Here is a 14,517-nt window from a genome sequence, read left to right as displayed (position 1 = left end):
CGCTCACCGGGCGACGAGGTCGCCCGCGACACGCACCATGGCCGTCTCGTCGGCGGGGCCGAAGCCGAACTTCCGGTAGAGACCGTGCGCGTCCGCCGAGCAGGCAGGTCGCGGCCACGGCCGTGACGTGGGGCGACCGGGCCGACACTTCGTAGGCGAGGAGACCTCCGATGCTCGCACCGAGCAGGTGGAGCGGCCGACCGTCGCGTTCGGCATCGATGAGGTCGACGAGCAACTCGACCCAGTCGTCGTAGCGCACCGCCGCCGGATCGGGCGACGACGTCCGCCCATGAGAGGCAGATCGACGGCAGCGACATCGATTCCTCGCGAGGCGAGCACGGCGGCGAGCGGCCAGAGCGCTCCGCTGTGGCCGCCGGCACCGTGCACCACGAGAAGGCGAACGGATGACTCGGGCCGCTGGGCGCGTCTGATGTGCACGTCGTGACCGCGCCACGACCACCACGACTCCTCGGGTTCGAGCGCTGCGGCGGCCTGGAACCCGCGCGGAAGGAACGCCGCGTAGGGGTTCGTGATCATTCCTCCAGGCTACTGAGGGAGACTGCGATGACGAGAGACGTAGCGACGCACAGGAGCACCCATGCAGCAATCCCCTCCACCTCGCGCGAGGAGGATTCGGCGCGCGCTCGCCGCATCCGGCCTGGCCCTCGCCGCCGGGGTGCTCACGTCGTGCGCGACCGCTGCGCCAGAGCCCCGACCGACGACACCGCAACCGACCTTCACCGCGGAGCCCCCGACCGTGACGCCCACACCGAGTGAACCGAGCGACGAAGAACGTGCCGCGGCGACGAGCGCCCTCATCGACGCGATCGCCTCGGGAGACACCGCTGCGGCGAGCGCCGCGATCGACGCCGGGGCCGACCTCGAACAGCGTGGCGAGCAGGGACGCACGCCGGTGGTCGCCGCGACGAAGACCGGTCAGGTCGAGATCGCAGTTCTGCTGCTCGAGGCAGGAGCAGACCCGAACGCGCAGGACGACCTACAGGACTCCGCGTTCCTCTATGCCGGGGCCGAGGGCCTCGACGACATCCTTCGCGCGACTCTCGATCACGGCGCGGACGTGACGTCCACCAATCGCTTCGGCGGAACGGCGCTGATTCCCGCATCCGAGCACGGGTACGTGAGCACCGTCGAGATGCTTATCGAAGCGGGAGTGCCGGTCGATCACATCAACAACCTCGGCTGGACGGCGCTGCACGAGGCGATCATCCTGGGCAACGGAAGCGACGACCACGTGCGTGTGGTCGCCGCGTTGCTGAACGCGGGCGCCGATCCGAGATTGCCGGAGGGCAACGGGGTGATGCCGCGCGACCTCGCGGTCTCGAACGGATACACGGCAATCGTCGCCGAGATCGATCGGGCACTCGCCCCCGCGTAGGGTCTCGGTTATGTCGCGCACTTCTGACGTCGATGCCGAACTCCGTGCGATACCGGTCGCAGACTGGCCCGCCTATCTCGACGCGCATTCCGGTCTTCCCGGCCCCCGTGCGAACCTCACGCTGGTCGATGCCGTCGCGCGCGTAGCCGACGAGGCGGCGATCGATGAGCTCGAACGTGACGGCGGGGAGTATGCGATGCTCTGCGTCGCCGCCGCACGGGGGCGTCGCGCCGACGACCCGGCGATCGAGGTGCGTGCTCGCGCGCTCGCCGCAGACGAACGATGGCGTGTGCGCGAGGGTGTGGCGAGAGGCCTGCAGCTCCTCGGTGATGCGACCCCCGACGCGCTCGCCGCGATCGTGCGTCGCTGGGCGGATGACGCGGATCCGCTCGTACAACGCGCGGCCGTCGCGGCGATCTGCGAACCGCGGTTGCTTCGCGCCCCTGAATCCGCCGCACTCGCTCTCGACGTCTGCCGACTCTGCACCGAGCATCTCGCAGCGCTGCCGCGCACTGAGCGATCGCGCCCCGACGTGCGCTCGTTGCGGCAGGCGCTGGGCTATGGATGGAGCGTCGCCGTGGCCGCCGACCCGACGCCGGGCCTTATCGCGTTCCGGGCTCTGCCGACAGTCGACGCCGACATCGTGTGGATCGTGAAGGAGAACCTCCGGAAGAAGCGACTCTCGGCGCTCGTCTGAACCTCAGCCGTTCGGGCGACTGTGGTCGTCGCTTCGCAGCCACTCGTCGAATGTCATCCGGGCTCGGAGGGACTCGCGCCGCTATACGCTCTGCCTGTGGCTGATACGAAGCAGACGAAGACCATCGGTGAACACTGGGTGGCGAGTGAACTCGCGCGCCGCGGGTGGGCTCCCGCGCTCACGCGCGACGGAATCGAGAGGACCGATATCCTCGCCGTCCACACGGGGTTGGAACGTCACTTGATCGAGGTGCAGGTCAAGTCGATTCGCGGAGACAGTCCGCGGTCAAGTTGGCCTTTGGGCCTCAAAGCACAGCAGCCGCCGAGGAGCCAGCACGAGTGGTTCATCTTCACAGCGATACCCGATAACCACCGTCTGCCGGTGCGCGGCTTCGTAGTTCCGCGGGCGCATGTGGCCGCTGCGGCGTGGATCACCCACTGGCATTGGATAACTGAGCCGGGTATTGCCGCGGGCAAAAGAAACACGACGGTGGATCGTAGTCGTGTCCCTCTGAAGACCTTTGCCGCATATGAGGGGCGCTGGGATCTGCTCGAAGCACCCGCTGATGCTGCCCCGATCCTCCTCCCCGCAGACTTTCACGGCTACGCGCTCGAGTCGCGTGTTGGGTTGCCCGACGGGCATCCGTGGCGGCAGTCGATGCCTGATCCGTGGCGAGTGGAGTAGAACCTACTGAGTAGGTTCGGGACCGTCGGCGTGGGTCGCCCCTGGGTCGGGGAGAACGACGCCATCGAGTGAATCGATGACGGAGAGGAGTTGTAGCCATCCTGAACTCACGAGCGCCGTCACATCTGTGCCAGCGGCACCGAGCTGATTGATTCGGATCGTCCGTCCCCTCGTGTGGTTGGACCATCGGCCGCGCAGTTCTATGTCGGCGGGAAGCCATTCGTACGCTGCGCTCACGGCGTTCGTCTCCGAGTCGATCAGTACGAACAGTGCCGCGTCGAAATCTAGCGTACGAATGATGGAGAAGGTCTGTGACGGGCTCGTTGAGCGATCGACGGAACGTGCCTTCACTTGTATCCGTCGACCATCGCGCGCAATGAGGTCGAACGACTTCTTCGAGTTCTTGGCGAGCACACCCCCGTAAGCGAGTGCGGCCGCATACTCGGCCAGATCTCCGAGCGGCGCGTTCTTGGTGCGCACGAGCCCTCGTCGACGAAGCTCCCGGAGAATGTCTGCATGCATGCGTAGTAGCTGTCCCACGCTGAGCTCTCTCACTCCATCCGGGCCCCCCAACGGATGAGGTTGTGGCTCATTCGTCCGTGCACCCGCCAATAGCGATTCGATCGCGAGCAGGTCGGCATCTCGGCTTCGCCGAAGCCGTCCGCTCGGCTTGCTGTCGAGGTCGCTCGCGCGGATGACAAACAGCCGAAGACCATGCTCGGGGATCACATGATCTCGGCGCTCGTCGTACATGCGTCGTTGAATGCCACGATGTACACCGCTCAACGTCAGTCGTTCGGGTTTGTCGAAGAACGCAATGGGCTCGTCATGTTGGCGCTCGCGGTACTCGACGACGATCCCATGCGTCGGCCAGAAAGAATCGACGGGCAACCTGACTCGGCGGCCGTGAGCGCCCGGGTCACCGAGGAGCCAGTCGAATCGGTGCTGGCGCGAGCCGGCTGAACCGAGAACCTCATCGCAGAGGTCGAGAACGTAGTGTTCGTCGCTGTCCGCTCGCGTCATGTGCCGGAGTCTACTGACGCCGGTGGATTGAACCGGGCCGACGATGGTCGTCGCTTCGCAGCCACTCGTCGAATGTCATTCGGCCTTCGATCGCGCCCGGTCCGCCACGCAGTGACCCCGACGCGAGGCCCGCGCCGTAGGTGCCGGGCAGGCGCACGCTGAGGACTCTGCGACGGATGCCGTCGAAGCGCAGCTGCCGGCGAGCGACGTCGGCGAGCTCTTCATCCTTCGGGCCGACGAGATCGGGTGCCCGGCCAGCGGGCCCGGCCTCCACGACATCGACGAGGTGTTCGCCGACCTCGCGCGCGGCGACGGGGCGCATGAGCGTTTTCGGCAGGATCGCGAGCGGGCCGCGCATGCTCGAGAGCAGCTGGCCCGCGAACTCGTGGAACTGCGCGGCGCGAGCGATCGTGAACGGCACCTCTCCTGCGGTGACCGCGCGTTCCTGGTCGAGCTTGCCCGCGTAGTACGACGCATTGATGCGGTCTATTCCGACGATCGACAGAGCGACGTGATGCCCGACCCCCGCCGCCTTCTCGGCGCGTAGGAGGTTCGTCGTCGACGTCTCGAAGAACTCCCGCGCCGCAGCGGCCGACAGGGTGACGATGTTCGTGACGTCGATGACGGCGTGCGTTCCGTCCAGAGCGGCAGCGAGGCCGTGGCCCGTGATCACGTCGACACCGTCAGCACGGGAGAGCACGACGGCTTCATGGCCGCGCCGATGCACCGCCTCCGCGACGTATCGCCCGACGGTGCCGGTGCCCCCTGCGACTGCGATCCTCATGCATCCACCTTTCGCCACGACCATCATCGACCCGCGACGTCACCGGGCGCATCGCACTTGTAGTCTGAACGCGACAATCGGGCAGGTCGAGGGGATCGAGAGATGCTGCACCGCGATCGAGGGGGCCGATGAACGTGCGCGCATTCGTCGGCGAATCGACCGTCACCCCCGATGCTCTGACCCTCGCCCTCGCTCCGGCACTCACACCGGCCGGCATCGACGACTCGCCGAGTTTCTTCCACGGCTTCGCGTCCGAACCGCAGACGCTCGCACGAGGACTCGTCGTGCTCGCCGACATCACGGCGACTCGGTACTTCCAGTACACGCCCGAGAGCCAGCGCGACCCCGTGCTCACCGCGCAGGGAGATCGCCTGCGAGCGGAGTGCTTCTCGGCGTGCAACGGTGTCTATGCGCGACTCGACATCCTGCAACCCGGACTCGACGGCGGAGAGATCGGCTTCGGCACGACGAACGTCGACATCTCGGCGGCGACGCGGCGTGCCTTGGTGAACGTCGCGCGAGCGGAGCTGCTGCATCTCGACGTCGGGCGCGCTGGTCTCGCCGTCAGCACGCCGCAGACGAGCATCATCGAGCGGCCCGTCGAGATGCCCTCACGCTGGGTGCGAGCACTCGGGAACGTCGCCGAACTCCACCGCGGCATGACACCGGCATTCTCGCTCGATGCCCGGCAGGCGCAGGAGTTCATCGCTTCGCTTCCGTCGGCGACATCGACGGCGCGTTCGGGCTGGTTGGCCGTATCGCGCGGTGGCGTGCGCCTCCTCCCGCGCGACGCCGGGCAGAGCGTCCACATCGCGGGGCTCCACCGCCTGTCAGCCCTCAAGAGGCTGCTTCCGCACGCGCGCGGTGCGACCTTCTTCGGCGATGCACGCACGGGCGCCGCTGCCGTCGCCGTCGACCTGCCCGGAGCCCGAGTGACTCTCGGCGTGACCGACGAGGCGTGGCGCGGGCACTCGGGTGAGGGTTCGCTCCTCGAGGGACTCGCCGATGCGTCATCCCTCGACGACGCCGAACTGATCTCGGCGATCCTCGCCTTCGAGCCGGTCATCGATGTCGATGCGCTGATCATCGAGTCGGGTGTCGCCGCGCACCGCGTGCGCTCGGCGCTCGCCGTCCTCGCCGCGTCGGGGCGCGTCGGCTGGGATGTGAGCGATCGCACGTACTTCCATCGGGAGCTGCCGGATGACACGGAGCGAGTGACGCGCGACAACCCGCGACTCGTCTCGGCCCGCCGACTCGTTGACGAGAATGCCGTGCGCCGCGATGGCGAGCACTGGGCGGTGTACTCGCACGGCGGCGAGTATCGCGTGCACCTCGACCCTCCGCGGTGCACGTGCGCCTGGTACCTCCGGCACGGCATCGGGCGCGGGCCCTGCAAACACCTGATCGCCGCGCGCATCGTCGACGGGGGACAGCAGGCATGACGAACGACAAGCTGGGCGACTCGCTCCGCGTCTTCGCCGAGCTCGGATGGGACCGCGCGCCCCTCGACGAACTGCGCGGGATGACGCTCGGCACGCCTCAGCAGCAGAAGGTCGCTCGGGCCGGTCTGCCTCGGGGGTTCTTCAGCCTGCCGGCGGTTCACGACGCTCAGAGCGAGGCTCAGTACGCGCGCGCCCTCGATGAGCTCACACGCTACGGGATCTTCGCCCTCCGTCTGGGCGTCGATGCGCGGCGAGCGGTCGACATCATGACCGGTGCGACACGTGCGCCCGCCCTCATCGCCGCCCAGATCATCGCCGACCGGGGTCCCGACTACGCCGAGAGCTTCATCGATCGGGCGTGCGTCGCGCGGTGGCGCCTGTGGACGCACTCCGAGTCGGTGTGCGGGGCGATCGCCGTGCACCTGGTGCACCTGCTCGACTTCGAGGTGCCGTTCTCAGCCGAGTACCTGAAGGACTGGTCGATCTTCGCGGCCGCGGCGTTCGGACGGCCGACCGATCTCGTGACGACGGAACGCATCGGGCTCGACGTCATCCGTTCCCGATTCGACGATCACCTGCGCCGCGGTATCGACGTCGGAACGCCCGCGACCGGCCCGTTCGCCGACGTGTTCGAGGCGGGTCTCGACGCCGGCCTTCTGGGACGCGCGGATGCTCGGGAACTCGCGCTCGCCGCGCTCGACTCCTCGGTGCGGCCGGGGGATCGGCGGGTATGGACGCGCATCCTCATCGATCGGCTCGGTATGACGGACGACGAGATCGTCGCGCGCGTCGATGCGCTCGTGCCGCTCATCGCAACGGGCGATGCCGTCGCCATCGAGTGCTTCGCGCTGCCCCTCATCGCGCGGATCGATGACGAGAGACTGATCGATGTCGCGGTCACCGCGCTCCTGGCACCGACGAAGAAGTCGAAGCTCGCCGTCCTCGGCGCACTCGCTGCGCGCTCGACGCCCGCATCGGCGACCGTCGCTGTGCTTGCGGCGCACCTCGCCGCCCTCGCTGACGGCCGCGATCCGGTGATCGCGAGTGCAGCCGAAGACGTCATGCGGGCATGGGAGGCCGCGGTCACTGACACGACAGCGAAGCCGGAGCGCCGCGGGGTATGGCGACGCACCCCTGATGTCTGGGAGGTGCCCCGCCTCGACATACCGGTCTCGACGCCCGAGGCACTCGCCGATCTGGCGGGTGTGCTCCTCGGAATGCCCGATGAGACTTTCGACATCGAGTCGGAGCGCTTTCTCGCCGTGCTCGTCGACCTCGCGTCGACCGACCTCGACGCGGTGCGCACAGCCCTTCGCGGCGTGGGCTCCCGCGCCGTCGGCGGACTGATCGGAGTGCCCTCGTGGCTCCGCGGTGACGCGGCCCCGTATCTCGTCGACGAGAACATGCCCGCCGACATCCTCTTCGCACGCGCGTACGTCGCGACGGGCCGTCTGGGCGAGCTCCCGGTGCTGCTGTCGACTCCGACCTGGATCGATATGCGTATCGACCCGGCAGACCTTCTCGACCGCTTACGGCTCTATGGCGACAACGGTGTCGACGTCGCCGAGGCAGACCTGCAGCTCGCACTCGCCCGCCTCGATCTCGCCCGGGTGACGGACGCGCATCTCGAGGAGTTCAGCGCGCTCGACCTGCCCGTGCGGATCGCGGCGGGTCGTCCTCGGACACCGGACTCCGACTTCGGACCGTGGGAGTTCCTGCCCGGCACGCTGCACTCACAGACGACAGGCTCGTTCATCACCGCGTACGTGCGAGAGCCGATGCGGGAGCCCGACATCGCCTTTCGCGACCACGTCGGTTGGGGTGTTGAGACCTGGGGAGCACGAGATGTCGAGCCGTCGCCCGCGCTCGCCGCCCTACCCTCCCGATTCACTCGTAGAGGTTTCTCCTCGTGGCACTCGAGCGTCGTCCACCCGACGTGGGGTGAGGCTGTGGCGGTCGACGTGCCCCTCTCTGCGTTACCCCACAGCGGGATCGAACTCCGGCAGTCGGTGAGGCGTGCAACGCCGATGGGTCCTGTGGCCTCGGCGCATCTCGTGGGCGCGCTCCGGCTGCTGCATGATCGCGCCGCGGGTGACGCCGTGACGGCGGCCATCGAGGCGTTCGATCGCGGACTGCTGCGCCCGGGCGTCGCTGAGGCGCGTTACCTCGACGGACGCGAACTCGCGGCGCTCGCGCGCGTGCTTCTCGACCTCGCCGACGACGGGCTCGCCTCGGTCGTCTGGCTCTTCCTCGACGGCATCATCGAGCTTGCTCTCGCCGGCACGCGCATGCTCGCGGGCACGGCCGACGTCGCCGAGGCGATGCATGAGCTCGTCGCCGGGGCGATCGCGGCCGTGGATGAGGGGATCGTCGAGGGCGGCATCCTCGCCGTGCCCGGCCTCCGGGCGCTCGCGGCGCGGCCGGGTCGTTCGCGCGCCGTGGTCGTCGCGCGCGAGGTGGTGGCACGCCTCCCCGTCGTCGATACCTCCGCAACGCCGGCGGTCACACCGTCCACGGCTCGGGACTTCGATGAGATCTGGCCTGGCGGAGAAGGGGATCTGCCGGCGATCGACGATGGAGCTCACCTCAGTGCCGAGTGGGTGGACCCGACCGCGCCGACGAAGATGCTCGCGCTCGACGTCCGCCTCGATGATCGCGTGGGCGAGGTGTTCCGTGTGATGTCTGGCTCGATGCGAAGTCTCATCCTCGATCGAGGCTGCGCCGCGAGCAGTCGACGCGAAGACGAGGTGCCTGTTCTCGGCGCCGTGGCCGATGTCGACCTGGTGTGGACCGGAGCGCGCCTCGCCGCCGGCACACGCTTCAGGTCGAGTCGAGAGCCGCAGCCGTTGACGGTCGCGATGCATGCCGCGGTATTGACGACGATCTGCCACGACGGTGATCAGGGCTTAGCGGGCGAATCTCTCGTGACATGGTTGCAGGCCGAGGGCAGGATCGGTTGGCGCGGAATGCAGCTCGCGATTCGCCGGCTTCTTTCGTGGCCGGATGTGAGCCCTGCACGCATGGTGCGCGTGCTCGACAAGCACCCGCGCTCGCTGCCGGTGCTCTGGCCGATCCTCGTCGAATCGATCGCCCATGCCGCGTTGCACGAGGGGCCGCCGCCGCGATGGCTGAACCGCGTGCTCGACGTCGCTCTCGTGTCGGCGCCGTATCTCGCCGAGGCCGCGCGGCGGGGGTGGATTCCTGAAGAAGCCGCACGCTTCCCGGGTCTCGCGGACATCATCGCTCGTGGCGGGTCGTCTGCCGTGGTGACGAAGGCACGCACGCTGCGCTCCGTCATCCTGCCGTGACGGCGCTCTAGTCCTCGCCCTCGAACAGCCCGCCGTCGAGCAGCCAGTGGTAGCGGAGGCGCAACGCGCGCTCGGTGCTCGCGATGATGCTCGCGACGATGAGTGTGACGTTGACGGCGCTCGGCAGATGGATCGGCGAGGTGAACGTGCCGATGTTCTCGGCGACCCAGTCGATGCTCGTCACGAGTTCGAGGAGCTGGGGGAGGCCCAGCACGAGTGAGATCAGCAGAATCGTCACCGACGTGATGCTGAGGGCGCGACTGAGCCCACGGTGCTCGCGATCGAGCCAGGCGCGGCGACCCTCGGCCGATCGCGGGTCGGGCGCGAGTTGACGGTCGCTGCCGTCATCCCCGACGAAGTGGCAGCGGCGCAGGCCGTACGTGCTCGTCTCCACCTCGATCGTTCCGCCGGGAACAGCGAAGGCGGCGGGCAGCTTCGAGAGAGCCGTGTTCGAGCCGTCGCGGTAGAGCTTCGCTCGCACCTCGCCGTCGGAGTCGCCCCACAGTCGCACGTCGACCGACCACGTGTGACGTTCGCCGTCGTCCTCGGTCAGACGCAGATGGAACAACGCCCGCGAGAACGGCTGCCACCACCGGAATCGCTCGAGCGGATGACCGTCGCCGGGCTTCACTTCTCGTCGTCTGCCGTTCGCCCCCATACGATCCAGCCTAACGAGAGCGCTCTGCGGCCTACTTGAACGGTTCGACGACCGACTTGATGGTCGACGGGTCGGCGGTCGACTCGAGCGCCTCGCGCGTCTGGTCGAGGGGGAACGTGCCCGTCACCATCGCGTCGAGATCGACACGGCCCGACGCGGCGAGGGCGATCGCGGTCGGCCACGTGTTCGCGTACCGGAAGACGCCGGTGATCGTGAGCTCTTTGTTCTGGATCGTCGACAGGGGGAGCGGGATGTCGCCGCTGCCCATCCCGACGAGCACGGCACGGCCGCCGGCACGCAGAGCACGGATGCCGCTCTGGATCGCCGGCGTCGCACCCGAGGCATCCACGAAGGAGTCGACGCCGAGAGCGTCGATCTCTGCGGCATCCGATCGGGGGTCGAGCACGCGCGTCGCACCGAAGCGGAGTGCGGATTCGCGTCGGCCCTCGCTGATGTCGGTGACGATGATCTCGGTCGCGCCCGAGGCGCGCGCGACCTGCGCGACGGCCAGGCCGACGGGTCCGGCGCCCGTGACGAGCACGCGGTCGCCCGCCTGGAAGCCGGCCTTCCGCGCGGTCGCGACGGCGACGGAGAGCGGCTCGAGCATCGCGGCGGCCCAGTCGCTGACGTTGTCGGGGAGAGCGTGGGCGAAGTGCGACTGGATCGTCACGTACTCCTGGAACGCGCCGTCGGTGCCGGGCACCGCGTAGAACTCCATGTGCGGGTCGAGGTTGTAGTCGCCGCGCAGCGTCTCGGTCGAACTCGTCGACGGGTGCTGCGGTTCGATCGAGACACGCTCGCCGATGCGTGATGCGTTCACGTCACTGCCGACGGCGACGATCACACCGCCCGATTCGTGGCCGAGCACGAGCGGCTCCTCGACGATCCAGTCGCCGAGGTGCCCGTCGCGGTAGAAGTGCACGTCGGAGCCGCAGACGCCGACGGCGCGCACCTGGACGAGGACTTCGTCGGCTTTCGGCTGAGGTACAGGCCGCTCTTCGAGGCGGATCTCACCCGCGCGGACGAGGACGCTCGCGCGCATCGTCGACGGAACCTGCTGCTCACTCATGCTGCTCCCTTGCTGCTTGTCGAGTTCTCATCACCGAGACTCAAATGTGATTTGTCGTGTGTTGAAATCACATCTATCGTATGTCAAGATCACACGAAAGGTAACACGTGAGGTTCGCCCCTCAGTGTTCGAAATCCCGATGAAGCGGTGCGGAGACCGCCTCATCGACGGGGTAGTTCGCCAGCGCCGGCCCTCCGATCCGACAACGGTGTTGGCCATAAACGGGAGCAAGCAATGCGCGCAGTTGTATTCACATCGGAGGGCGTCCTCGCCCTCGAGGATCGCCCCACACCCACGCCGGGATACAAAGAGATCCTCATCGAGACCGCCGCCGTGGGAATCTGCGGCACCGACACCCACGTGTTCGACGGCGAGTTCGAGGGCACGATCTTCCCTCTCGTTCCGGGCCACGAAGCGACCGGCACGATCGTCGCGCTGGGAGAAGGAGTCAACAGCGGCGTCTTCGACTTCCAGGTCGGCGACCGCGTTGCGATCAACCCCAGCACCACATGCGGTGAGTGCGAGTTCTGTCTCAACGGACACCAGAACCTCTGCCGGTTCTGGAACGGCCTCGGCGTCGTCGCCTCCGACGGCGCATCGCAGCAGTTCTTCACCGCTCCCGCAGCGAACGTCTACAAGCTGAAGCCCGAGACCGACATCTACGAGGCCGCGCTCATCGAGCCCCTCGCGTGTGCGATCCGCGGGTGGGACGTCCTTCCCCGCCGCCTCGGCGACCACGTGCTCGTCTACGGCGCCGGCACCATGGGCCTCCTGATGGCTCAGCTCGCCTCGAAGGCCGGCGCATCGACGGTCACGATCATCGACCTCAACGAGAGCCGACTGCAGGTCGCGAAGGAATGCGGCATCGAACTGCGCTACACGAGCGCGGATGACGCGGAGCGCGAGAAGTGGGATGTCGTCATCGACTGCACCGGCAACATCCGGGCCATCGAAGACGCGCTCACCCGTGTGAAGCCCGCCGGCTTCTTCCAGGACTTCGGCGTCGCCCCCGCCGACCGCACCGCGCAGTTCTCGCCGTTCCGGATCTATCGCGACGAGATCTCGATCGTCGGCACCATGGCCGTGCTCAACTCGTTCGGCCGTGCCGTCGAGCTGTTCGAGGCCGGAGCCATCAACGCGACCGCCATGATCAGCCACTCGTTCACCCTCGACGACTACGAAGAGGCGCTCGAACTGTTCCGCAAGGGCGAAGGACGCAAGCTCCAGATCCGCCCGAACGACACCGAATCGCGGGTCTTCCTGTGAGCGCCGCGCGCGAGACCGCCGCGAAGAAGCGCCGGAAGCCCCTCAGCAAGAACGCCCGACGCGGCATCCTCGCCGGAGTCGTCGTCGTCGCCGTGCTCGGCATCGCCCTCGGCACGAAGGTCGTCTCGACCGACGACCCGCTCGCGCAGGGCAGCGTGCAGTTCGACCCCGCGACCTTCGGCGCCGAGAACTTCCCGACCGTGCAGGAGGGTGTCGAAGAGCGCGCCGTCGACGCGGTGACCCTCGCCGAGGCGATCGCCGCCGACCCCGAGGCCGCAGCGGCCGAATACGCCGTGCAGAGCTCGGGCGGCCCCGTCTTCAGCGTCGAGTTCGAAGGCGTCGTCGGCGAAGGCCAGTCGGGCATCTACGAGGTCGCCGTCGAGGGTGTTCGCGCCGACCTGCTCATCCGCGTGCAGACCGGCCCCGCCATCAACGGCACGGAGCTTCGCGACGCGACGGGCGACATCGCCTTCGGTCAGTTCACGAACCAGATCGAGTACCAGAACGCTGCTGCAGCGCTCAACGACGAACTGAAGATCGAGGTGCTCGCCGACGTCGACACCACCGCCCTCACGGGCAAGACCGTCTCGATCACGGGCGCCTTCACGCTCGTGAACCCCTCGGGCTGGCTCGTGACCCCCGTCAAGGTCGACGTCGAATGAGCGACACGACGCACTTCGACAACGTCGTCCTCGAGGCCCGCAACATCGTCAAGACGTACGGCGGAACGCGAGCACTCAAGGGCGTGAACTTCGAGATCCGCGAGGGCACCGTCACGACGCTGTTCGGTGAGAACGGCGCGGGCAAGTCGACGCTCATGAAGATCCTCTCGGGCGTCGAGCAGCCGACGGCCGGCGAGATCGTGCTCGACGGCGAGCCCGTCACGTTCGCCTCGACGAACGACGCGCGCGACCGCGGCATCTCGATCATCCACCAGGAGCTGAGCCTCGCCCCGAACCTCTCGGTGCGCGACAACATCTTCATGGGCCGCGAGATCATGGGCACGTTCGGCGTCGACTTCGCCGAGGAGTCGCGGCAGGCCCGAGCGCTGCTCGAAGACCTGCAGCTTCCGATCGATCCCGACACGCTCGTCGCCGACCTCCGGGTCGGGCAGCAGCAGGTCATCGAGATCGCTCGCGCGCTCTCGGTCAACTCGCGCATCCTCATCATGGACGAGCCGACGTCGGCCCTCGCCGCGGCCGAGGTCGAGGTGCTGTTCGGCATTATCCGCGACCTCCTCGCGCGCGGTGTGGCGATCGTCTACATCTCGCACCACCTCGAAGAGGCACTCGAGGTCACCGACCACGCCGTGGTCCTGCGCGACGGCACGATGACGGCACGCGGTGAGCGCGCCGACATCGACCTCGAGTGGATCGTGCGCAACATGGTCGGCGAGAACTTCGACCTCGGCTCGCCCCCCACGGGCTACGAGTTCGGCGACACCGTGCTGAGCGTCAAGCGACTCACCGTGGTCGACCGCGAGAACCCCGAGCGCGCAATCGTCAACAGCCTGAACCTCGACATCAAGGCCGGCGAGATCGTCTGCATCTACGGGCTCATGGGCGCCGGTCGCACCGAACTGCTGGAAGCGGTCGCGGGCAAGGAAGCCGTCGCTGCGGGAGACATCCTGCTCGACGGCAGTTCGATCCTCGGCGACTCGATCGCGAACCGCATCGACGCGGGAATCGGGCTCGTTCCCGAAGACCGCCAGCGCGACGGCCTCGTGCAGACCTTCGACGTGGGAACGAACCTCACGCTCGCGAGCCTCGACGCGAGTCTCGTCAACGGAGTCATCTCGCGTCGCGTCGAGAAGCAGCGCTCGAAGGAGCTCATCAGCGCGGTCACGGTCAAGACGCCGGGGCCCGAGCTTCCGATCGGTTCGCTCTCGGGCGGTAACCAGCAGAAGGTCGTGATCGGCAAGATCATCGCCACGAATCCGCGCGTGATGCTCCTCGACGAGCCGAGCCGCGGCATCGATGTCGGCGCGAAGGGCGAAGTCTTCCGCCTCCTCGCCGAGAACGCCCGTAACGGCCTCGCCGTCCTCTACTCGACCTCCGAAGTGGGCGAGTGCCTCAGCATCGCGCACCGAATCATCGTGATGCGGCGTGGTCGCATCTCCGCTGAGTTCACGCCGGACGTCTCCAAAGACATGATCATGGCCGCCTCGGGCGAAGCCGTGACCGCCTGACT

Annotated in this window: 13 protein-coding genes; 8 read left to right on the top strand and 5 right to left on the bottom strand. The window is 67.8% G+C overall.

What is annotated here, in order from left to right:
* Positions 1–3: 3 nt before the first annotated feature.
* Positions 4–537 carry an alpha/beta fold hydrolase gene (locus BJ972_RS04405; RefSeq protein WP_206736506.1) on the bottom strand — a complete coding sequence of 178 codons (534 nt, stop codon included), beginning with the start codon at positions 535–537 and terminating at the stop codon, positions 4–6.
* A 220-nt stretch (positions 538–757) separates the two neighbouring features.
* Here BJ972_RS04405 and BJ972_RS04400 point away from each other — a divergent pair, with 220 nt between their 5' ends.
* The 3 genes from BJ972_RS04400 to BJ972_RS04390 all read left to right on the top strand — a co-directional run bounded on the left by BJ972_RS04400 (position 758) and on the right by BJ972_RS04390 (position 2,777).
* Positions 758–1,396: an ankyrin repeat domain-containing protein gene (locus BJ972_RS04400; protein WP_241830797.1), complete on the top strand. Its 639-nt coding sequence runs from the start codon at positions 758–760 to the stop codon at positions 1,394–1,396.
* Positions 1,397–1,406: 10 nt separating this feature from the next.
* Positions 1,407–2,093: a HEAT repeat domain-containing protein gene (locus BJ972_RS04395; protein ID WP_129174580.1), complete on the top strand. Its 687-nt coding sequence runs from the start codon at positions 1,407–1,409 to the stop codon at positions 2,091–2,093.
* 96 nt (positions 2,094–2,189) lie between these two features.
* Positions 2,190–2,777, top strand: coding sequence for a hypothetical protein (locus tag BJ972_RS04390; protein WP_129174578.1), 588 nt, complete (start codon positions 2,190–2,192; stop codon positions 2,775–2,777).
* 3 nt (positions 2,778–2,780) lie between these two features.
* Here BJ972_RS04390 and BJ972_RS16940 read toward each other — a convergent pair whose 3' ends face one another.
* Both BJ972_RS16940 and BJ972_RS04380 read right to left on the bottom strand, forming a co-directional pair.
* Positions 2,781–3,800, bottom strand: a complete 1,020-nt coding sequence (locus tag BJ972_RS16940; RefSeq protein ID WP_206736505.1) for a DUF6998 domain-containing protein — start codon at positions 3,798–3,800, stop codon at positions 2,781–2,783.
* A gap of 10 nt (positions 3,801–3,810) precedes the next feature.
* Positions 3,811–4,584, bottom strand: a complete 774-nt coding sequence (locus BJ972_RS04380; RefSeq protein ID WP_129174576.1) for an SDR family oxidoreductase — start codon at positions 4,582–4,584, stop codon at positions 3,811–3,813.
* Positions 4,585–5,189: 605 nt separating this feature from the next.
* On the opposite strand from BJ972_RS04380, the gene BJ972_RS17780 reads away from it, so the two are divergent.
* Positions 5,190–6,026 carry an SWIM zinc finger family protein gene (locus BJ972_RS17780; RefSeq protein WP_373366835.1) on the top strand — a complete coding sequence of 279 codons (837 nt, stop codon included), beginning with the start codon at positions 5,190–5,192 and terminating at the stop codon, positions 6,024–6,026.
* Complete coding sequence (locus tag BJ972_RS04370; protein ID WP_129174572.1) at positions 6,023–9,334, top strand: DUF7824 domain-containing protein; 3,312 nt, start codon at positions 6,023–6,025, stop codon at positions 9,332–9,334. The genes BJ972_RS17780 and BJ972_RS04370 overlap by 4 nt, the downstream gene beginning before the upstream one ends.
* A gap of 7 nt (positions 9,335–9,341) precedes the next feature.
* Here the strand turns inward: BJ972_RS04370 and BJ972_RS04365 are convergent, their stop codons facing one another.
* Both BJ972_RS04365 and BJ972_RS04360 read right to left on the bottom strand, forming a co-directional pair.
* Positions 9,342–9,992 (bottom strand): hypothetical protein, encoded by a 651-nt coding sequence (locus tag BJ972_RS04365; protein WP_129174570.1) that lies wholly within the window; start codon positions 9,990–9,992, stop codon positions 9,342–9,344.
* A 31-nt stretch (positions 9,993–10,023) separates the two neighbouring features.
* The gene (locus BJ972_RS04360; protein WP_206736504.1) at positions 10,024–11,061 is read right to left on the bottom strand and encodes an NAD(P)-dependent alcohol dehydrogenase; all 1,038 of its coding nucleotides are present in this window, start codon (positions 11,059–11,061) and stop codon (positions 10,024–10,026) included.
* Positions 11,062–11,295: 234 nt separating this feature from the next.
* Between BJ972_RS04360 and BJ972_RS04355 the strand changes: the two genes are divergently transcribed.
* From BJ972_RS04355 to BJ972_RS04345, 3 genes are read left to right on the top strand one after another with little or no spacing between them, the layout of a single operon-like run.
* Positions 11,296–12,327, top strand: coding sequence for a zinc-dependent alcohol dehydrogenase family protein (locus BJ972_RS04355; RefSeq protein WP_129174569.1), 1,032 nt, complete (start codon positions 11,296–11,298; stop codon positions 12,325–12,327).
* Complete coding sequence (locus BJ972_RS04350) at positions 12,324–12,989, top strand: DUF2291 family protein (RefSeq protein ID WP_129174567.1); 666 nt, start codon at positions 12,324–12,326, stop codon at positions 12,987–12,989. The genes BJ972_RS04355 and BJ972_RS04350 overlap by 4 nt, the downstream gene beginning before the upstream one ends.
* Entirely contained in the window at positions 12,986–14,515 is a 1,530-nt protein-coding gene (locus BJ972_RS04345) for a sugar ABC transporter ATP-binding protein (protein ID WP_129174565.1), read from the top strand. The genes BJ972_RS04350 and BJ972_RS04345 overlap by 4 nt, the downstream gene beginning before the upstream one ends.
* The last annotated feature ends 2 nt before the right edge of the window (positions 14,516–14,517 follow it).

This window comes from Agromyces atrinae, assembly GCF_013407835.1.
Classification (GTDB): Bacteria; Actinomycetota; Actinomycetes; order Actinomycetales; family Microbacteriaceae; genus Agromyces; species Agromyces atrinae.
The sequence above is the reverse complement of the archived record's forward strand: the minus strand, read 5'-3'. Positions and strand labels throughout refer to the sequence as shown.

Bases quoted from the DNA above. Each gene is read 5' to 3' on its own strand.
- BJ972_RS04405 (WP_206736506.1), bottom strand. From the start codon at position 537: ATGATCACGAACCCCTACGCGGCGTTCCTTCCGCGCGGGTTCCAGGCC.
- BJ972_RS04370 (WP_129174572.1), top strand. From the start codon at position 6,023: ATGACGAACGACAAGCTGGGCGACTCGCTCCGCGTCTTCGCCGAGCTC.
- BJ972_RS04365 (WP_129174570.1), bottom strand. From the start codon at position 9,992: ATGGGGGCGAACGGCAGACGACGAGAAGTGAAGCCCGGCGACGGTCAT.
- BJ972_RS16940 (WP_206736505.1), bottom strand. From the start codon at position 3,800: ATGACGCGAGCGGACAGCGACGAACACTACGTTCTCGACCTCTGCGAT.
- BJ972_RS04355 (WP_129174569.1), top strand. From the start codon at position 11,296: ATGCGCGCAGTTGTATTCACATCGGAGGGCGTCCTCGCCCTCGAGGAT.
- BJ972_RS17780 (WP_373366835.1), top strand. From the start codon at position 5,190: ATGCCCTCACGCTGGGTGCGAGCACTCGGGAACGTCGCCGAACTCCAC.
- BJ972_RS04395 (WP_129174580.1), top strand. From the start codon at position 1,407: ATGTCGCGCACTTCTGACGTCGATGCCGAACTCCGTGCGATACCGGTC.
- BJ972_RS04345 (WP_129174565.1), top strand. From the start codon at position 12,986: ATGAGCGACACGACGCACTTCGACAACGTCGTCCTCGAGGCCCGCAAC.
- BJ972_RS04360 (WP_206736504.1), bottom strand. From the start codon at position 11,061: ATGAGTGAGCAGCAGGTTCCGTCGACGATGCGCGCGAGCGTCCTCGTC.
- BJ972_RS04380 (WP_129174576.1), bottom strand. From the start codon at position 4,584: ATGAGGATCGCAGTCGCAGGGGGCACCGGCACCGTCGGGCGATACGTC.